Below are 15,635 nucleotides of genomic sequence, written 5' to 3'. Positions count from 1 at the left end.
AAATCCGCCGATATTGCCGCGCATGCGTCTGCGGTCATTCTGGAACTCCAACCATCGGAGGAGTTTCCATGGACGACATCAAGCAACGCCAGTATTACCCGCCATCGCGCAGCGGATCGGTCGGCAGCTGGGCCGTCGGCGCGGCCATCGTGTTCATCATTCTGCTGCTCGTCGTGCTGCTCAGCCTGGGCGGCACACCGTCCGGCGATGGCACCGGCGCACCGGCCGACCCGGCAGGCGCGACCAGTTCCGTTCCGGCAACCGAGCCTGCCATCGAACCTGCCGCTCCGGCGGCGCCGGCCGACTGAGGCCGCGCGCCGTACTGGCGCGGGCGGGCGCCCCTTGGCGCCCGCCACCCTCGCGGCCCTGTGCGCCGCCATTCCCGTTTCTCTCACCCTGATCTGCCCCGCCCGCCCGGTTTCCCGGCGCGGCGGCGGGCGTTTGCGCGTCCCGGTCCCTGCGACCGGCACTGACCAAGGAGGCTGTCGATGCTGATCCTCACCTGCCCCTATTGCGGGGTTGCTGCCGATGAAACCGAACTTGCCGCCGGTGGCGAAGCGCATCTGAAGCGTTTCGGCCCGGGAGCGAGCGATGACGAGCTGCATGGCTATCTGTTCTCGCGCGAAAACCCCAAGGGCGTGCATCTGGAACGCTGGCGCCATGCCTCGGGCTGCGGCAAGTGGTTTCACGCCGCGCGCTGTACCGCCACGCTGGAAGTGTTCGGCACCTATTCGGCGCAGGTCAGCGGCCCGCCGCAGGAGATCCGCGACGCGATCAGCGCAAAACGCCCCGGCTGGAGCTGGAGGGAATTCTCCTGATGTCCGCCTCTGTCATGTCTTTCTCTTGCGAAAGGTTCACGTAAGATGAGCACCCGTCTCGCAAAACAGGGCCGCCTGATCGACCGTTCGAAACAGGTGACCTTTACCTTCAACGGCACCACCATGCGTGGGTTTCAGGGCGATACGCTCGCCTCGGCGCTTCTGGCCAACGACCAGATGATGATGGGCCGTTCGTTCAAGTACCACCGCCCGCGCGGGGTGGTGGCCAGCGGCGCCGAAGAGCCCAACGCACTGGTCGGTCTGGGCGAGGGCGCGCGGTTCGAGCCGAACCAGCGCGCCACCACGACCGAGCTGTTCGACGGCCTCAAGGCCGCCAGCCAGAACCACTGGCCCAACCTCGATTTCGATATCGGGGCGGTGAACACCTATCTGTCGCGCTTTCTGCCGGCGGGCTTTTACTACAAGATGTTCATCCATCCGGCGCCGTTCTGGAAGCATGTCTACGAGCCGATCATCCGCCGCTCGGCCGGTCTGGGCAAGGCGCCCGACAAGGAGCTGGTGGATGCCGATACCTATGAGCATTTCCATGTCCACACCGATATCCTGGTGATCGGCGGCGGCGTGGCCGGATTGCAGGCGGCCAAGGTGGCAGCAAGCTCGGGCGCGCGGGTGCTGCTGATTGAGCAGACCGCCCATTGGGGCGGGCGGGCGCCGGTCGACGGCGGCACCATCGACGGCCTGTCACCCGACGAATGGGTAAGCCGCACCCTGGCCGAGCTGGAAGCGATGGACAATGTCACCCTGCGCGCCCGCACCATGGGCGCCGGTGTCTATGACCACGGCTATGCGCTGGGATACGAGCGGGTGGCCGACCATACCCCCGGCGTGCCGGGGCCGCGCCATCGCTTGTGGCGGATCCGCGCCAAGCAGATCGTCAGCGCCACCGGCGCCATCGAACGCCCGCTGTCCTTTGCCGGCAACGATGTGCCCGGCGTGATGCTGGCGGGCGCGATGCGCGACTATGTGGTGAACTGGGGTGTGACCCCGGGCCAGCGCGTTGTGGTCGCCACCAACAATGACGACGCCTATCGCACCGCCATCATCCTGAAACAGGCTGGTGTCGACGTGCTGCGCATTCTCGACGCCCGCAAGGAGGGCGGCGGTGCGCTGGCCGACGAAGCGCGCGCGCTGGGCATCCGGGTCGATCCCGGCAAGGCGATTGCCAAGGTCAAGGGCGGCAAGCGGGTCAAGAAGATCTCGATCTGCAATCAGGACGGTGTTGGCGGCGCCCGTGAAGAGGTCGAGGCCGACGCGGTCGCGATGTCGGGCGGCTGGTCGCCGGTGGTACATATGTGGTCCCATTGCGGCGGCAAGCTGATCTGGGACCGCGCCAACGCGCATTTCCGCCCCGATCCCGACCGCCCGCCGCTGGGTGCGGATGGCAAGGGCTATGTGGTGGCAGCCGGGTCCGCCAACGGGCCGCTGGCGCTGGATCAGGTGATGGCCGATGCCGATGCCGCGGGCAAGGCTGCCGCCAAGGCCGCCGGGTTTAGCCCCAAGCGCACCAAGGTGCCCGAAGGCGTGGCAACGGGTGAGAACGCGATGGAGGCGGTCTGGCTGATGCCCGCCAATGCCGAGGTACAGCTGCGGATGAAATCCTGGCTCGACTTCCAGAACGACGTCAAGGTTTCGGACGTGCAGCTGGCGGCGCGCGAGGGGTATGAAAGCGTTGAACATACCAAGCGCTATACCACGCTGGGCATGGCGACGGATCAGGGTAAGTTGAGCAATATCAACGGCCTGGCGATCCTTGCTGATGCATTGAATGCAGATATCCCGCAGGTCGGCACCACCACCTTCCGCCCGCCCTATACGCCGATCTCGATGGGCGCCATCGGTGGCGAGGCGCGTGGCGAAGTGTTCCAGCCGGTGCGCAAGACGCCGATCTATGACTGGAGCAACGCCAATGGCGCCGACTGGGAACCGGTCGGCCAGTGGCGCCGCCCCTTTGCCTATGTCCGTCCGGGCGAAAGCGTGCATGACGCGGTCAATCGCGAGGTCAAGAACACCCGCGAGAACCTCGGGCTGCTCGATGCCTCGACGCTGGGCAAGCTGATCGTCAAGGGGCCGGACGCGGGCAAGTTCCTCGACATGCTCTACACCAACATGATGAGCACGTTGAAACCGGGCAAATGCCGCTATGGCCTGATGTGTTCGGAGAACGGGTTCCTCATCGACGACGGTGTGGTGGCGCGGATCGACGAGGACACGTTCCTGTGTCACACCACCACCGGCGGCGCCGAGCGCATCCATGGCCACATGGAAGAATGGCTGCAGACCGAATGGTGGGACTGGAAGGTCTATGTCGCCAACGTGACCGAGCAATATGCCCAGATCGCCGTGGTCGGCCCCAAGGCCCGCAAGGTGCTGGAAAAGCTGAACGCCAAGGCGGGCGGCGGCATGGACCTGTCGGTCGAGGCGCTGCCCTTCATGGAATGGCGCGACGGGCGGATCGGCGAATTCGACGCGCGGGCCTATCGCATCTCGTTCTCGGGCGAGTTGAGCTACGAGATCGCGGTCCCAGCAAGCCAGGGGTTGGCCTTCTGGGAGGCGCTGGTGGATGCGGGCAAGGAATTCGGTGTCATGCCCTATGGCACCGAGACCCTGCATATCCTGCGTGCCGAAAAGGGCTTCATCATGATCGGGGACGAGACCGACGGCACCGTGATCCCGCAGGATCTGGGGCTGCACTGGGCTCTGTCCAAGAAGAAGGACGACTACCTGGGCAAGCGCGCGCAGGAACGCAGCCACATGGCCGACCGCGACCGCTGGAAACTGGTGGGTCTGGAAACGGTCGACGGCTCGGTCCTGCCCGACGGTGCCTATGCGGTGGGCGAGGGTGTCAATGCCAACGGTCAGCGCAACATGATCGGGCGGGTCACCTCGACCTATTACTCGGCCAATCTGGGCCGCGGTATCGCCATGGGCCTGATCCAGCACGGGCCGGACCGGATGGGCGAGATCGTCGAATTCCCCGGCACTGACGGCAAGTCCTACAAGGCCAAGATCGTGGACCCGGTTTTCTATGACAAGGAAGGGGCGAAACAGAATGTCTAAACCTGTCAGCGCATTGATGGGTGCCGCCTATGACGGCATCGTGCGGGTCGAGGAATGCGGCCTGCAGGGCATGATCACCCTGCGGGGCGATCTGGCTTCGAAACCGGTCATGGCCGCCGCCACTGGCGCCACCGGGCAGGACATGCCCGGCCAGCGCCGCGCCAAAGTGGCGGGCCAAAGCGGGCTGTGCTGGATGTCGCCCGACGAACTGTTGGTGTTGGTCCCGCATGGTGAGGTCGGCGACAAGCTGGCCGCCATGACCAAGGCTTTGGGCGAGGCCCACAGCCTGGCGGTGGACGTGTCGGACGCCCGCGCCATGTTTCGTGTCTCGGGCGCACATTCGCGCGAGGTGATGGCCAAGCTCGCCCCGGTCGATTTCGCCCCGGGCGCGTTCGGCCCTGGCGATTTCCGCCGCTCGCGCCTGGCCCAGGTGGCCGGTGCCTTCTGGATGGAGGAGGATGGCAGCTTCTGCATTATTTGCTTCCGTTCAGTCGCAGATTACGTGTTCAAGTTGCTGAAAGTGGCCGCACAACCGGGAAGCGCTGTCGGCGCATTCTGAAGACATATTCAGGGTTGAATAAGTCGGATGGGAACGTATTCTCCGGGTAAGACGGAGAATAGAATGCATCACGGCTCGCTCAAGGTTTTCAAACCGGCTCGTTTTTTCGGGCCGGTTTTTCTTTTGGCCGGGTTCTTTTTACCTCTTACTTCCATCTCTGTGGCAGCGGAGACCGAGTGCTATTCCTGCACGGTTAACAAGCCGGAGGTATTGCAACCTTTGAGCCGGAGCCACCTGCCAGCATCGTGGACCTTTTCTTTTGTGGTTTTTCCCGAGCAGGGTTCGGCGATGGTGGAAGATTCGTTGACGCATCTGGAGTTCGGCCGCGCAATTCCCGCTCAGCTTCGGCGGTATAGTGACAGGAAGATGGTCCTCGAATGGGAGTTGTTTCACCTTCGAGGACGCGGTCAGGCCAGCGGGCGTGGGCGGTTCATGGCCAGTATCCCGCGCGGACCCGGGAGGTTTGTTCTCAATTTCACAAGCGACGAGGTCCTGGATGTGGAGCTAGAGGCGGTGCAAGGGGATTGCGTCAGGCAATGAGAGCAGTCAGTCGGGAGTGAGTATAAAAGTGGATCGCAAGAAATTGAGAACGAACATGAAAATGGTGGCAACCGTGATTGCCGCGATTACAGGTCTAGCCGGAATGCAGGCCAGCGCGGCGCAGGCCTATGACTGCAAGCTAGACTCGAACCAGGACTATGGCTGGATCCCGCCAAGAGTCGTGTTTGTGGTTGATGAGCCCAATGTGCAGGTCATGGATGGGATCATCGCGATGGTTCAGGAAGGCCCCATGGCGGGCAAGCTGGAACGCCGGGACGCGACCTCCATTCAAATCGAGTGGAGCGTCAAGAACATTCCCGTCAGCAATCTCAGGATGAAGGAACATGCCGTCTACACAGCGGTCCTGAACGAAAAGACCGGCAAGGTCCGGCTCCGTGCCGTTCTGGCGACCCAGTATTCGAGTTACCCTAAGGGGTGGGGGAAATGCGCGATTGGAAAAGAATGACAAAGGAAAGGCCGTTCTAAAGATATGCTGAAAATCACCACTATTGCGCTGAGCCTGGCGCTGCCCGCCACCTCTGTTCTGGCGAAGAATGACAAGGTCCTGTCCGAGGAATATATCTGCGAGACCAAGAGCTACTCCAATATCGGCTGGATTCCCCCCAAGATTTGTTTCGCGATGGATCGCAGCAGCGGCGCCGCGGTTGTTTATGACGGTTATATCAAGGAGATTTACGGCGACGTTATTCAGGCCGACCTGAAGAAACGAAGCGACGATCTTTGGGAATTCCGGTGGGAGCTGAAGGACGCGCATTACTCCAACAGCCCCGGATCGACCGATGTGGAATACAAGGCGACGCTGAATACCCGAAAGGCGAGTGTGAACATCTCGGCCATTCACAGCGGCATGGATGGCGATGCGCTGCGCGGGCAGGGCAAGTGCGAAAGAGGGAAGAAGAAATGAAACATGTTTTGAAACGGGGGCTGCGGTCTTGTCTGCTGGCACAGGCCTGCGCCCTGATGTTGGCCGGGGCGGCAGTGGCGGGGCAGGTCTATGATTGCGACTTTACCGGGTATGGTTTCACCAATGATCGCAGTTTTGTGCCCAAGCGCGTGATTCTTGATATCCAGCCCGACCTCTCGCGCTCGACGGTGATTGATCCGATTATCGCTCATGTCCACGGCAAACCGATCCGTGCCGAGGTGACCAGGCAGGGAAAAAGGTGGCGCGCCAGTTGGACAATCGACCGGGTTCCCACGACAGGAAACAGCGATCTGGGCATCACCTTCGTTATGCGCGTCCGGGCCGACAGCGGCCAAGCCTCGTTGCGGCTGTGGTTTCGCGGCTATGACGACGATGTCACCGCCACCGGGCAGTGCAAGATCGCAAAAACCTGAACTCTTTCAGCCACTGAACAGGAAACTGCAAAAGCGGCTTTGGGCCTCGGGCGCGGTCAGGTCGGCGGGGGCGCCGGCCTCGTCGGTGGCCGAGGCGTAGAACTCCAGCGCGCGTGCAAGGCCTGCCATCGCCTCGGGCCGCGCCGCTTCCTCCAGAAACGGGGCGTGCGTCGACAGGTAAAAGGCGGGGCGGTGGGCGCGCAGCCAGTCGCTCAGCGTCGGGACCACGCCGAATTCGGCCCCCTCCACATCCATCTTGACCAGCGAGACATCCGTCAGATCGACGGTTTGCGCGAACTGGTCCCAGCCTATGGTGAGCGCCTCGGTACCATGATTGCCCGAGGCCAGCAGCGAGGTCATCGAATCCCCGGCCTCGCCCCCGAACGAGGCCATGCGCGCCAGCCCGAACCCGTCAGACAAGGCCACGCCAAAGGCCGAGACATTGCGGATGTCGTTCAGCTCCAGGTTCCACAGGAGATGGCGCAACGCCACCGGATCGGGCTCGAAACACCAGACATGGCGCGCCCGGCGCGCGGCATAAAGCACGGTTGGCCCGATCCAGGCGCCGATATCGACATAGTCGCGATCGGGCGACAGATACTGGTCGAGCACGGCAAAAGTCTCGGGCTCCCAGCCGCCCGCCGTGGCCCTGCGCCAGAACTTGGAATGATAGGGGTCCAGCCGGAAGGGCTCGCCATTCAGTGCGCCCGCATAATAGCCGCGCGCCCGATAGGCCATCTTGCGCAATCCGGTGAACATCTGCCCTATACCCCGCTTTTGCCGTCTCGGCCCTTGACCTCTGCCCGCCCGGGAAGCATGTAACCTTGGGACCGCAACAGAAATTTCAACAGGGGGCCAAGATGGCTTTTGAACTTCCCGACCTTCCTTATGCACATGACGCGCTGGCTTCCAAGGGCATGAGCGCCGAGACGCTGGAATATCACCACGACCTGCACCACAAGGCCTATGTCGACAACGGCAACAAGCTGATCGCCGACACCGAGTGGGACGGCAAGTCGATGGAAGAGATCATCACCGGCACCTATGACAAGAGCGCCGTGGCACAGAACGGCATCTTCAACAACATCAGCCAGCTGTGGAACCACAACCAGTTCTGGGAAATGATGGGCCCGGGCGAAAGCAAGATGCCGGGCGAGCTGGAAAAGGCGATTGCCGAGAGCTTTGGCTCGGTCGACGAGTTCAAGTCGCAGTTTTCCGCTGCCGGTGCCGGCCAGTTCGGTTCGGGCTGGTGCTGGCTGGTCAAGAATGCCGACGGCTCGCTGGCAGTGACCAAGACCGAGAACGGTGTGAACCCGCTCTGCTTTGGTCAGACCGCTCTGCTGGGCTGCGATGTGTGGGAGCATTCCTATTACATCGACTTCCGCAACAAGCGCCCAGCCTATCTGACCAACTTCCTCGACAATCTGGTCAATTGGGAAAACGTCGCCTCGCGCATGTAACCTTGCGCAGGTGTTACGGTTCAGGCCCGGTCTCCGTTTCGGGGGCCGGGTTTTTCTTTGGCGGAGGAGGGGGCGCTGCCCCCGCCGCCTGAAGGCGGCTCCCCCGGAGTATTTTGAGCGAAATGAAGGGGCTGGTCAGCCTGGGTCATGCAGGGCATTCTGCATACGGGAGGGTCAAGGCATGAACGAGATGTCGCAAGACGGGCTGCTGGGCGAGGTGCTGAGCGAGGGGGTGCTGACCCTGACGCTGGGCCGGGCCCCGGCGCATCCGTTGTCGCGGGCGATGATCGCGGCGCTGCACGACGCTCTGCGGCGGGCGATGGGCGATGATCATGTGCATGTGCTGGTGATCCACGGGCCGGGGCGCATCTTTTGTGCGGGCCACGACCTGAAGGAGATCGGGCGCCACCGGGCCGACCCGGACGAGGGGCGGGCCTTTGTCACCGACCTGTTCGAGGCGTGCAGCGCGCTGATGCTGGATCTGGCGCATTGCCCCAAGCCCACCATCGCTTTGGTCGAAGGGATCGCCACCGCCGCCGGGTTGCAACTGATGGCGGCCTGCGATCTGGCTTATGCCTCTCCTGCTGCGCGATTCTGCCTGCCCGGGGTGCAGAATGGCGGGTTTTGCACCACGCCCGCGGTGGCGGTGTCACGGGTGATCGGGCGCCGCGCGGTTACCGAGATGGCGTTGACCGGGGCCACCTATGACGCCGACTGGGCACTGGCGGCGGGGCTGATCAACCGTATCCTGCCCGAGGCGGCGCTGGCGACGCATGTGGCTGATCTGGCAGGCGCGCTGGCGGCGCGCAACCAGGCACCGCTGCGGCGCGGGCTCGAAACGCTGAACCGGCATCTGGAGCTGCCGCTGGAGCAGGCCTATGCGCTGGCAACCCCGGTCATGGTCGAGCATTTCATGGATCCGGGCCGCCGCCATCTGGACTGGATCGACTGAGAGACAACTGGCGCTTGCCAAGGGCCGCCGGGCGGGGCATCACCGCCAGGGTATAATTCGGGGCAGGGCATGGACGAGCGCGGGCGCGGTATTCTGGCAATGATCGGGACCTGTCTGGTCTGGGGACTCTCGCCGCTCTATTACAAGCTGCTTGCGCATGTGCCCCCGCCCGAGGTGCTGTCGCATCGCACCTTCTGGTCCGTTCTGCTGTTCGGTGTCTATCTGGCGATGCAGGGGCGGCTGGGCGAGTTGCGCCGCGCCTATGCCGGCCCGCGCCAGACCGGGCTGATCGCGCTGGCCGCGGTGATGATCTCGCTCAACTGGTTCGTCTTCATCCTGTCGATCCAGCTGGGACATGCCACCGAGGCCTCGATCGGCTATTACATCTTTCCGCTGATCGCGGTGCTGATCGGACGGTTCTGGTTTGCCGAGCGGCTAAGCGGCGGGCAATGGCTGGCGGTGGTGCTGGCGGCGCTGGCGGTGGCCCTGCTGACCTGGGGGTTGGGCGTGGCACCCTGGGTGGCGCTGATCCTGTCATCCAGCTTTGCCTTGTACGGCGCGGTCAAGAAGTTCCTGCCGCTGGGGCCGGTGATCTCGGTCACTGCCGAGATCGTGATCATGATGCCGTTGTTCCTGGCGGTGCTGGCCTGGTTCCATCTGCGCGGGCAGGGGGCGTTCGGCGGCGATCTGGCCACCTCTCTCCTGTTGATCGGATCCGGGCCGCTGACGGCAATCCCGCTGATCCTGTTCAGCTATGCGGCGCGCCGGGTGCCGCTGTCGACCGTGGGCGTGCTGCAATACATCAACCCCACCCTGCAGTTCATGTGCGCGGTGGTGATCTTTGGCGAGCCCTTCACCCGCTGGCACGGCATGGCCTTTGCGCTGATCTGGGGGGCCGTGGCGGTTTTCTCGCTGTCGCTGATCCGTCAGGACAGGGCGGCGCGCAGGGCCGCCATGGCGGTTTCGGGCGTGTCGACCCAGGTCAGGTAATCCGCCAGCGAGGCATCGGCAAAGCCCTGATCCACCGTGCGTTCGATCAGGGCACGCAGCGGGTCCCAATAGCCGTCCACATTCATCACCAGGATGGGTTTGTCATGCAGGCCCAGCTGGCGCCAGGTCAGCGCTTCGAACAGCTCGTCCAAGGAGCCGGGGCCGCCGGGCAGCACCACCACCGCATCGGCGTTCATGATCATCACTTTTTTGCGTTCGTGCATGGTTTCGGTGACGACGAATGTGCTCAGGTCGGTCTTGCCGACCTCGCGCCGCAGCAGGTGTACCGGGATCACGCCAAAGGTCTGGCCGCCTGCGGCCTGAGCGGCGCGCGCCACCTCTCCCATCAGGCCCACATCGCCAGCGCCATAGACCAGCCGCCAACCCGCCTCGGCCAGCAGCGCGCCCATCCGGCGGGCCGCCTCGGCATAGGCGGGCATTGCTCCGGCGCGCGATCCGCAATAGATACAAACGGATTTGACGGTCATGGGCGGCCTTTCCGGGATTCCGTGAACAGAGAGATGGGGCTCTGATATCGGGAAGCGGGGGGCGGCTCAACCGTGATGGGACGGATCGGGCTGCATGCCCCTTCCGTGAATGGGGAAGGACGGACATGGCAGGAGAAACCGGGACCGCGGGGCTTGGCGGCATAGGCTGGGCAGTCGTTGCGGGAGGCGTTCTGGTGGCCGGGGTGGCCGGGCTCTATTTCGGTGGGGTGATCGGCGGCAGGCAGGATCCGGCAGTGCCGGTGCCCGTTGTGGCCAATGTCCCGCAAGTTTCTGAGGAAAAAGAGGAAAACCCTGCGGTTGCAGCGGTCGAGCCTACGGGTGAAGCCAAACCCGATCCCGCGCCCGAGGCCGCAGCCGCTCCCGCCTCCGAACCCGAGACCACCGCCGAGGCCGCCACGCCGGAACCGGAGGCCACCGCCGAAGCACCGAGCGAGGCCGCGCCCGAAGCGCCCGCTGCCGCACCGGCCGAAACCGCCGAACTGCCCGCCGCGCTTGGCGCGCCGGTGCTGGACCAGATCTTTGTCGAGCCCGACGGCACCGCGCTGCTCTCGGGCAGCGCCCCCGCCGGGGCGCGAATCGCGGTGCTGCTGGATGGCGCCCCGCTGCATGAGTTCGAAGTGCCCCGCGACGGTAAATTCGCCGAATTCCTGACAGTCCCGTTCAGCGCTGCCGCCCGGGCCCTGACCCTGCGCGCCGCCCGCGACGGGCAAGAGGCGCTCTCGGGCGATTACATCGTTGCCGCGCTGCCCGCGCCGCAACCTGTCGAGGTGGCCGAGGCTACGCCTGAGGCGCAGCCGGAACCCGTCGAGGTCAAGCCCGAAGCGCAACCGGTCGAGACAGCCGAAGTCGCGCCCGCACCAGCAGCAGCGGCAAGCGATGCCGAACCGGCGCCCGCCACCGACACCGCACGCGCCGAAGCGTCCGCAGCAGATGCGGCCGAAACACCCGCGAACGAAAGTGCCGAAGCGGCAGCCCCCGCGCCCGCGCCCGCGCCGGAACCGGTCGAAACGGCCGAGGCGCCTGCGCCCGCGCCGCAGCCCACGGCACCGCAAGAGACCGCCGAGGCAACAGCGGAACCGGCCGTGCCCGTCGCAACCGAACAGGCTGCAAGCGAACAACCCGCTACCGACCAGACCACCACCGAACAGACCGCCGAACAGCAGACCGCCGAGGCGCCTCAACCCGCCGCCGCGCCCGAAGAACCGGCCCGCGTGGCGGTGCTGCGCTCGGATGAAAGCGGGGTCGAGCTGGTCCAGCCGGCCCAACAGCCCGAGACCGTGGAAGCGCAGCGTGTCGCGCTCGACACGATCGGCTATAATGATGCGGGCAATGTGCGCCTTGCGGGCCGCGCCAATGTCGGCTCGCTGGTCCGGGCCTATTTCGACAATCGCGCGGTTGCCGACATGACTGCCGATGCGCTGGGCAAATGGCGGGGCGAGATCGGCGATATCGCCCCCGGTGTCTATACGCTGCGGCTGGACGAGCTGGATGCGCAGGGGGTCGTGCTGAGCCGGCTGGAAACCCCGTTCAAGCGCGAGGCGCCCGAAGTGCTGCGCCCGGCCCAACCCGAAAGCGACCCGTCCGCGCCCCAGCAGCCTCCGGTACGCGCGGTCACGGTGCAGAAGGGCGATACGCTCTGGGCCATTTCGCGCGAGCGCTATGGCGACGGCGTGCTTTACGTCAAGGTGTTCGAGGCCAACCGCGACGCCATCCGTGACCCCGACCTGATCTATCCCGGCCAGGTCTTTACCGTGCCCGAGTAAGCGGCGGCCTTGTGCCGCCAAGCGGGGCAGGGTAACCCGAACCGACGCTCTGACCGCAACAAGGGTACGTGATGAGACGACTGGCACACACCGCCCCGGCGGATCAGACCGCATCCTCCGAACGCCGCTCGGGCCTGCGCACGCTGCGCCGGGTGGCGCCCTATCTCTGGCCCGAGGGCGAGGGATGGGTGAAACGCCGGGTGGTGGCGGCCCTGGCGATGCTGGTGCTGGCCAAGCTGATCGCGGTCTACACGCCAATTCTCTACAAGGGCGCGGTCGACGCGTTGGCGGGCGAGGGCGTGCCGCCGCTTGCGCTGGGCGCTGTGGGTCTGACCGTGGCCTATGGCGTGGCGCGGATGCTGACGGTGGGCTTCCAACAGCTGCGCGATGCGCTGTTTGCCCCGGTCGGGCAACGGGCGCTGAGGGCGCTGGCGCTGGAGACCTTTCGCCATATCCACCGTCTGTCGATGCGCTATCACATCACCCGCAAGACCGGCGGGCTGAGCCGGATCATCGAGCGCGGGGTCAAGGGGGTCGAGTTCCTCTTGCGCTTCATGCTGTTTTCCATCGGCCCGCTGATCCTGGAACTGGTGCTGGTGGCGGCGATCCTGATGTACCTGTTCGACGTCTGGTATCTGGCCGTGGTGGTGGGGACCATCGCGCTTTATATCTGGTTCACCTTCGCGGTGACCGAATGGCGGGTGAAACTGCGCCGGGAGATGAACGATCAGGATACCGAGGCCAACCAGCGCGCCATCGACAGCCTGCTGAATTTCGAGACGGTCAAGTATTTCGGCGCCGAGGACCGCGAGGCGCGCCGCTATGACCAGTCGATGCAGGCCTATGCCCGCGCGGCGCTCAAGACCTCCTATTCGCTGGCCTTCCTCAATTTCGGTCAGTCCTTTCTGATCACCTGCGGCCTGATCGGGGTGATGGTGCTGGCGGCGCTGGGGGTGCAGCGGGGCGATCTGACCGTGGGCGATTTCGTCATGGTCAACGCCTATATGATCCAGATCACCGTACCGCTCAACTTTCTGGGCACCGTCTATCGCGAGATCCGGCAGGCGCTGGTCGATATGGGCGAGATGTTCGATCTGCTGGAACAGCCCGCCGAGGTGAGCGACAAGCCGGATGCCGCGCCGCTCAAGGTCAGCGGCGGCGAGATCACCTTGACGGATGTGCGCTTTGGCTACGAGGCGGATCGCGAGATCCTCAAGGGCGTGACGCTCAGCGTGCCGGCGGGGCAGACCGTGGCCATCGTGGGGGCCACCGGCTCGGGCAAGTCGACCATCGGGCGGCTGTTGTTCCGGTTCTACGATGTGACCGGCGGCGCGCTCTGCATCGACGGGCAGGACATCCGCGACGTGACCCAGACCAGCCTGCATGATGCCATCGGCGTGGTGCCCCAGGACACGGTGCTGTTCAACGACACCATCCGCTACAACATCGCCTATGGGCGCGAGAACGCCACTCAGGCCGATGTCGAGGCGGTGGCGCGTGCGGCGCAGATCCATGATTTCATCGCCTCGCTGCCCGAAGGCTATGACACCAAGGTGGGCGAACGCGGGCTGAAACTGTCGGGGGGTGAGAAACAGCGGGTGGGCATTGCGCGCACCCTGCTGAAGAATCCGCCGATCCTGCTGCTGGATGAGGCGACCAGCGCGCTGGACACCGAGACAGAGCAGGAGATCAAGGAGGCGCTGGCGCTGGCAGGCGAGGGGCGCACGGTGATCACCATCGCCCATCGTCTCAGCACCATCGCCGAGGCCGACAAGATCGTGGTACTGGAAAAGGGCGAGATCGTCGAACAGGGCACCCATGACGCGCTGTTGTCGCGCGGCGGGCGCTATGCCCAGCTCTGGACGCGCCAGCAGGCGGGCGAGGACGAGGCCGCCTGAGGCGCCGGGCGCCATGGAAGCGTCATTTGCCCTTCACAGTGATGCCCTTTTCGCGCGATAGCTGAAAACGCGCCCGTGGGTTGCGGGCGTGTTACAAGGATCGACCCGGCGTTGCGGCATCAGTTCTACAAGTTGATGGTCCTTTTTGCCCTGGAGATGCTGGCCATCGTCCTGATCTTTCAGGTGTTCTCTTCTGTCGAATGCCGCCTGACCGGGATCGAGACCGCCTGTCGCGCGCTGCGCAGCGCGACGATCCGTATCCTTTGTGTCGGCATCGGTCTGGGCCTGTTCATCTGGTTCCGCCCAAATCTGCGCCGCCGTCTGGTGACCGCCGCCGACACCGCCAATGGCGAGGCGCGGCGCTGGTGGGCGGTGCATCTGATCGGCCTTGGCCTGATCTTCGTGCCCTGGCTCAGGGCGGATTCGGCCAGTCTGAACGCCGATTTCCAGGCCCATCTGGTCACGCTGCTGGCGGGGGCGGTTCTGGCGGCGATCGGCGCGCTGTTCCTGCTGGTGCCGCGCCGCGAGATGTCGACCTTGCTGCGCGATGGCGGCGGTGGTCTGGCGCTGGTGGTGCTGGTGGCGGCGCTGATCCCCGATCTGGCCGATGCGCTGGCGCCGCTCTGGTGGGCGTTTCGCGGCCTGATTCTTGTCACCTTCTATGGGGTGGCGGTGGTGCTGGCGGTGCTGGGCTTTCACGTGGTGCTCAGCCCCGAGACCGCCACCATCGGCACCGAGGGTTTCTTTGTCGAGATGGCCGGCAGCTGTTCGGGGATCGAGGGGTTTGCCCTGACCGCCGGTTTCTTTGCCATCTATTCGGTGCTGATGCGCGATACGCTGCGGCTGGGCCGGTTCTGGCTGATCGTGTTTCCGCTGGCTCTGCTGGTCAGCTGGCTGTTCAACGTGCTGCGCATCGCGGTGCTGATCATGATCGGGGCCCGCATCTCGCCGGAACTGGCGGTGAACGGGTTTCACAGCTTTGCCGGCTGGCTGTTCTTTACCGTGCTGGCGCTGGGGGTGATCTGGGTGGTGCAGGCGCGCCCCGCGCTGCACCGCGAGGCCGAAGTCGCAGAGGTCGCGCCCGAGAGTGGCGCGCGAATGCCCTTTCGAGAGGACCCGGCGGCGGCGCTGATCGCGCCTTTCATCGTATTCATGCTGTCGGGCCTGCTGGTGCAGAGCCTTTGGCAGGCCCCCGCGCAGGGCTATCCGCTTCAGGCGGCGCTGATGGCGGCGGTGCTGTGGCTGTTTCGCAAACCGCTGCTGGCGCTTGACTGGCGGCTCGACCCGGTCGCGCTGCTGGGCGGGGCGGTGGTCGGGGTCGGCTGGATCCTGTCCTTTCGCGGCGGTCCCGCACCCGAGGGGGTGTCACAGTTGACCGGTGCGGCGCTGACAGGCTGGGTCCTGTGCCGCGTCCTCGGCACCACATTGCTGGTGCCGGTGATCGAAGAAGGGTTTTTCCGGGGGTATCTGTTGCAACTGCTGGGCGGTCGGTCGGCATGGCAGACCGCGCTGGCGGTCGGTGTCACCAGCCTTGCCTTTGCGCTGTTGCATGGGCGCGTGATCGAGGCCGGTCTGGCCGGCCTCATCTTTGCGGGGATTGCGCTGCGCCGGGGGCGTCTGGGCGACGCCATCCTGGCTCATGCGGTGGCCAACGGGTTGATCGCGCTGACAGCGCTGCTCACCGGTGACTGGTCGCTGATCTGACGGGC

16 protein-coding genes are annotated in these 15,635 nt (G+C 65.0%); 14 read left to right on the top strand and 2 right to left on the bottom strand.

What is annotated here, in order from left to right; translation table 11 throughout:
* The first annotated feature begins 68 nt into the window (after positions 1-68).
* The 8 genes from SPO_RS11905 to SPO_RS11870 all read left to right on the top strand — a co-directional run bounded on the left by SPO_RS11905 (position 69) and on the right by SPO_RS11870 (position 6,354).
* Complete coding sequence (locus SPO_RS11905) at positions 69-308, top strand: hypothetical protein (protein WP_044028375.1); 240 nt, start codon at positions 69-71, stop codon at positions 306-308.
* Between the two features lie 180 nt (positions 309-488).
* Positions 489-818: a sarcosine oxidase subunit delta gene (locus tag SPO_RS11900; RefSeq protein WP_011048063.1), complete on the top strand. Its 330-nt coding sequence runs from the start codon at positions 489-491 to the stop codon at positions 816-818.
* Positions 819-863: 45 nt separating this feature from the next.
* Entirely contained in the window at positions 864-3,896 is a 3,033-nt protein-coding gene (locus SPO_RS11895; RefSeq protein WP_011048062.1) for a sarcosine oxidase subunit alpha family protein, read from the top strand.
* A complete protein-coding gene (locus SPO_RS11890) occupies positions 3,889-4,455 on the top strand; it encodes a sarcosine oxidase subunit gamma (protein ID WP_011048061.1) in 567 nt (188 codons plus the stop codon). The genes SPO_RS11895 and SPO_RS11890 overlap by 8 nt, the downstream gene beginning before the upstream one ends.
* Positions 4,456-4,518: 63 nt before the next feature.
* Positions 4,519-4,995: a hypothetical protein gene (locus SPO_RS11885; RefSeq protein ID WP_044028373.1), complete on the top strand. Its 477-nt coding sequence runs from the start codon at positions 4,519-4,521 to the stop codon at positions 4,993-4,995.
* A 55-nt stretch (positions 4,996-5,050) separates the two neighbouring features.
* Positions 5,051-5,461 carry a hypothetical protein gene (locus SPO_RS11880; protein WP_044028371.1) on the top strand — a complete coding sequence of 137 codons (411 nt, stop codon included), beginning with the start codon at positions 5,051-5,053 and terminating at the stop codon, positions 5,459-5,461.
* Positions 5,462-5,485: 24 nt separating this feature from the next.
* Positions 5,486-5,920, top strand: coding sequence for a hypothetical protein (locus SPO_RS11875; RefSeq protein ID WP_011048059.1), 435 nt, complete (start codon positions 5,486-5,488; stop codon positions 5,918-5,920).
* 56 nt (positions 5,921-5,976) lie between these two features.
* Positions 5,977-6,354, top strand: a complete 378-nt coding sequence (locus SPO_RS11870) for a hypothetical protein (protein WP_030003224.1) — start codon at positions 5,977-5,979, stop codon at positions 6,352-6,354.
* 6 nt (positions 6,355-6,360) lie between these two features.
* Here SPO_RS11870 and SPO_RS11865 read toward each other — a convergent pair whose 3' ends face one another.
* Entirely contained in the window at positions 6,361-7,113 is a 753-nt protein-coding gene (locus tag SPO_RS11865; RefSeq protein ID WP_011048058.1) for an FkbM family methyltransferase, read from the bottom strand.
* 101 nt (positions 7,114-7,214) lie between these two features.
* On the opposite strand from SPO_RS11865, the gene SPO_RS11860 reads away from it, so the two are divergent.
* From SPO_RS11860 to rarD, 3 genes are all read left to right on the top strand, one after another.
* Positions 7,215-7,814 carry a superoxide dismutase gene (locus SPO_RS11860; protein WP_011048057.1) on the top strand — a complete coding sequence of 200 codons (600 nt, stop codon included), beginning with the start codon at positions 7,215-7,217 and terminating at the stop codon, positions 7,812-7,814.
* A gap of 181 nt (positions 7,815-7,995) precedes the next feature.
* On the top strand, positions 7,996-8,766 hold the full coding sequence (locus tag SPO_RS11855; protein ID WP_011048056.1) for an enoyl-CoA hydratase-related protein: 771 nt from the start codon (positions 7,996-7,998) through the stop codon (positions 8,764-8,766).
* A gap of 69 nt (positions 8,767-8,835) precedes the next feature.
* Entirely contained in the window at positions 8,836-9,756 is a 921-nt protein-coding gene (rarD, locus tag SPO_RS11850; RefSeq protein WP_011048055.1) for an EamA family transporter RarD, read from the top strand.
* On the opposite strand, the gene SPO_RS11845 is transcribed toward rarD, so the two are convergent.
* On the bottom strand, positions 9,693-10,244 hold the full coding sequence (locus SPO_RS11845) for a TIGR00730 family Rossman fold protein (RefSeq protein ID WP_011048054.1): 552 nt from the start codon (positions 10,242-10,244) through the stop codon (positions 9,693-9,695). The two genes, rarD and SPO_RS11845, sit on opposite strands and share 64 nt — an antisense overlap.
* A 125-nt stretch (positions 10,245-10,369) precedes the next feature.
* On the opposite strand from SPO_RS11845, the gene SPO_RS22890 reads away from it, so the two are divergent.
* The 3 genes from SPO_RS22890 (at position 10,370) to xrtE (ending at position 15,630) form a co-directional block, all read left to right on the top strand.
* Positions 10,370-12,028 (top strand): LysM peptidoglycan-binding domain-containing protein, encoded by a 1,659-nt coding sequence (locus tag SPO_RS22890; RefSeq protein ID WP_011048053.1) that lies wholly within the window; start codon positions 10,370-10,372, stop codon positions 12,026-12,028.
* A gap of 71 nt (positions 12,029-12,099) precedes the next feature.
* On the top strand, positions 12,100-13,926 hold the full coding sequence (locus SPO_RS11835) for an ABCB family ABC transporter ATP-binding protein/permease (RefSeq protein WP_044028366.1): 1,827 nt from the start codon (positions 12,100-12,102) through the stop codon (positions 13,924-13,926).
* 135 nt (positions 13,927-14,061) lie between these two features.
* Positions 14,062-15,630 carry an exosortase E/protease, VPEID-CTERM system gene (gene xrtE / locus SPO_RS11830; protein WP_144083995.1) on the top strand — a complete coding sequence of 523 codons (1,569 nt, stop codon included), beginning with the start codon at positions 14,062-14,064 and terminating at the stop codon, positions 15,628-15,630.
* The last annotated feature ends 5 nt before the right edge of the window (positions 15,631-15,635 follow it).

This window comes from Ruegeria pomeroyi DSS-3 (assembly GCF_000011965.2).
GTDB classification, from domain to species: domain Bacteria; phylum Pseudomonadota; class Alphaproteobacteria; order Rhodobacterales; family Rhodobacteraceae; genus Ruegeria_B; species Ruegeria_B pomeroyi.
The sequence above is the reverse complement of the archived record's forward strand: the minus strand, read 5'-3'. Positions and strand labels throughout refer to the sequence as shown.

Excerpts from the sequence above, each read along its gene's own strand:
- SPO_RS11905 (WP_044028375.1), top strand. The coding sequence starts at position 69 with ATGGACGACATCAAGCAACGCCAGTATTACCCGCCATCGCGCAGCGGA.
- SPO_RS11900 (WP_011048063.1), top strand. The coding sequence starts at position 489 with ATGCTGATCCTCACCTGCCCCTATTGCGGGGTTGCTGCCGATGAAACC.
- SPO_RS11895 (WP_011048062.1), top strand. The coding sequence starts at position 864 with ATGAGCACCCGTCTCGCAAAACAGGGCCGCCTGATCGACCGTTCGAAA.
- SPO_RS11890 (WP_011048061.1), top strand. The coding sequence starts at position 3,889 with ATGTCTAAACCTGTCAGCGCATTGATGGGTGCCGCCTATGACGGCATC.
- SPO_RS11885 (WP_044028373.1), top strand. The coding sequence starts at position 4,519 with ATGCATCACGGCTCGCTCAAGGTTTTCAAACCGGCTCGTTTTTTCGGG.
- SPO_RS11880 (WP_044028371.1), top strand. The coding sequence starts at position 5,051 with ATGAAAATGGTGGCAACCGTGATTGCCGCGATTACAGGTCTAGCCGGA.
- SPO_RS11875 (WP_011048059.1), top strand. The coding sequence starts at position 5,486 with ATGCTGAAAATCACCACTATTGCGCTGAGCCTGGCGCTGCCCGCCACC.
- SPO_RS11870 (WP_030003224.1), top strand. The coding sequence starts at position 5,977 with ATGTTGGCCGGGGCGGCAGTGGCGGGGCAGGTCTATGATTGCGACTTT.
- SPO_RS11865 (WP_011048058.1), bottom strand. The coding sequence starts at position 7,113 with ATGTTCACCGGATTGCGCAAGATGGCCTATCGGGCGCGCGGCTATTAT.
- SPO_RS11860 (WP_011048057.1), top strand. The coding sequence starts at position 7,215 with ATGGCTTTTGAACTTCCCGACCTTCCTTATGCACATGACGCGCTGGCT.
- SPO_RS11855 (WP_011048056.1), top strand. The coding sequence starts at position 7,996 with ATGAACGAGATGTCGCAAGACGGGCTGCTGGGCGAGGTGCTGAGCGAG.
- rarD (WP_011048055.1), top strand. The coding sequence starts at position 8,836 with ATGGACGAGCGCGGGCGCGGTATTCTGGCAATGATCGGGACCTGTCTG.
- SPO_RS11845 (WP_011048054.1), bottom strand. The coding sequence starts at position 10,244 with ATGACCGTCAAATCCGTTTGTATCTATTGCGGATCGCGCGCCGGAGCA.
- SPO_RS22890 (WP_011048053.1), top strand. The coding sequence starts at position 10,370 with ATGGCAGGAGAAACCGGGACCGCGGGGCTTGGCGGCATAGGCTGGGCA.
- SPO_RS11835 (WP_044028366.1), top strand. The coding sequence starts at position 12,100 with ATGAGACGACTGGCACACACCGCCCCGGCGGATCAGACCGCATCCTCC.
- xrtE (WP_144083995.1), top strand. The coding sequence starts at position 14,062 with ATGGTCCTTTTTGCCCTGGAGATGCTGGCCATCGTCCTGATCTTTCAG.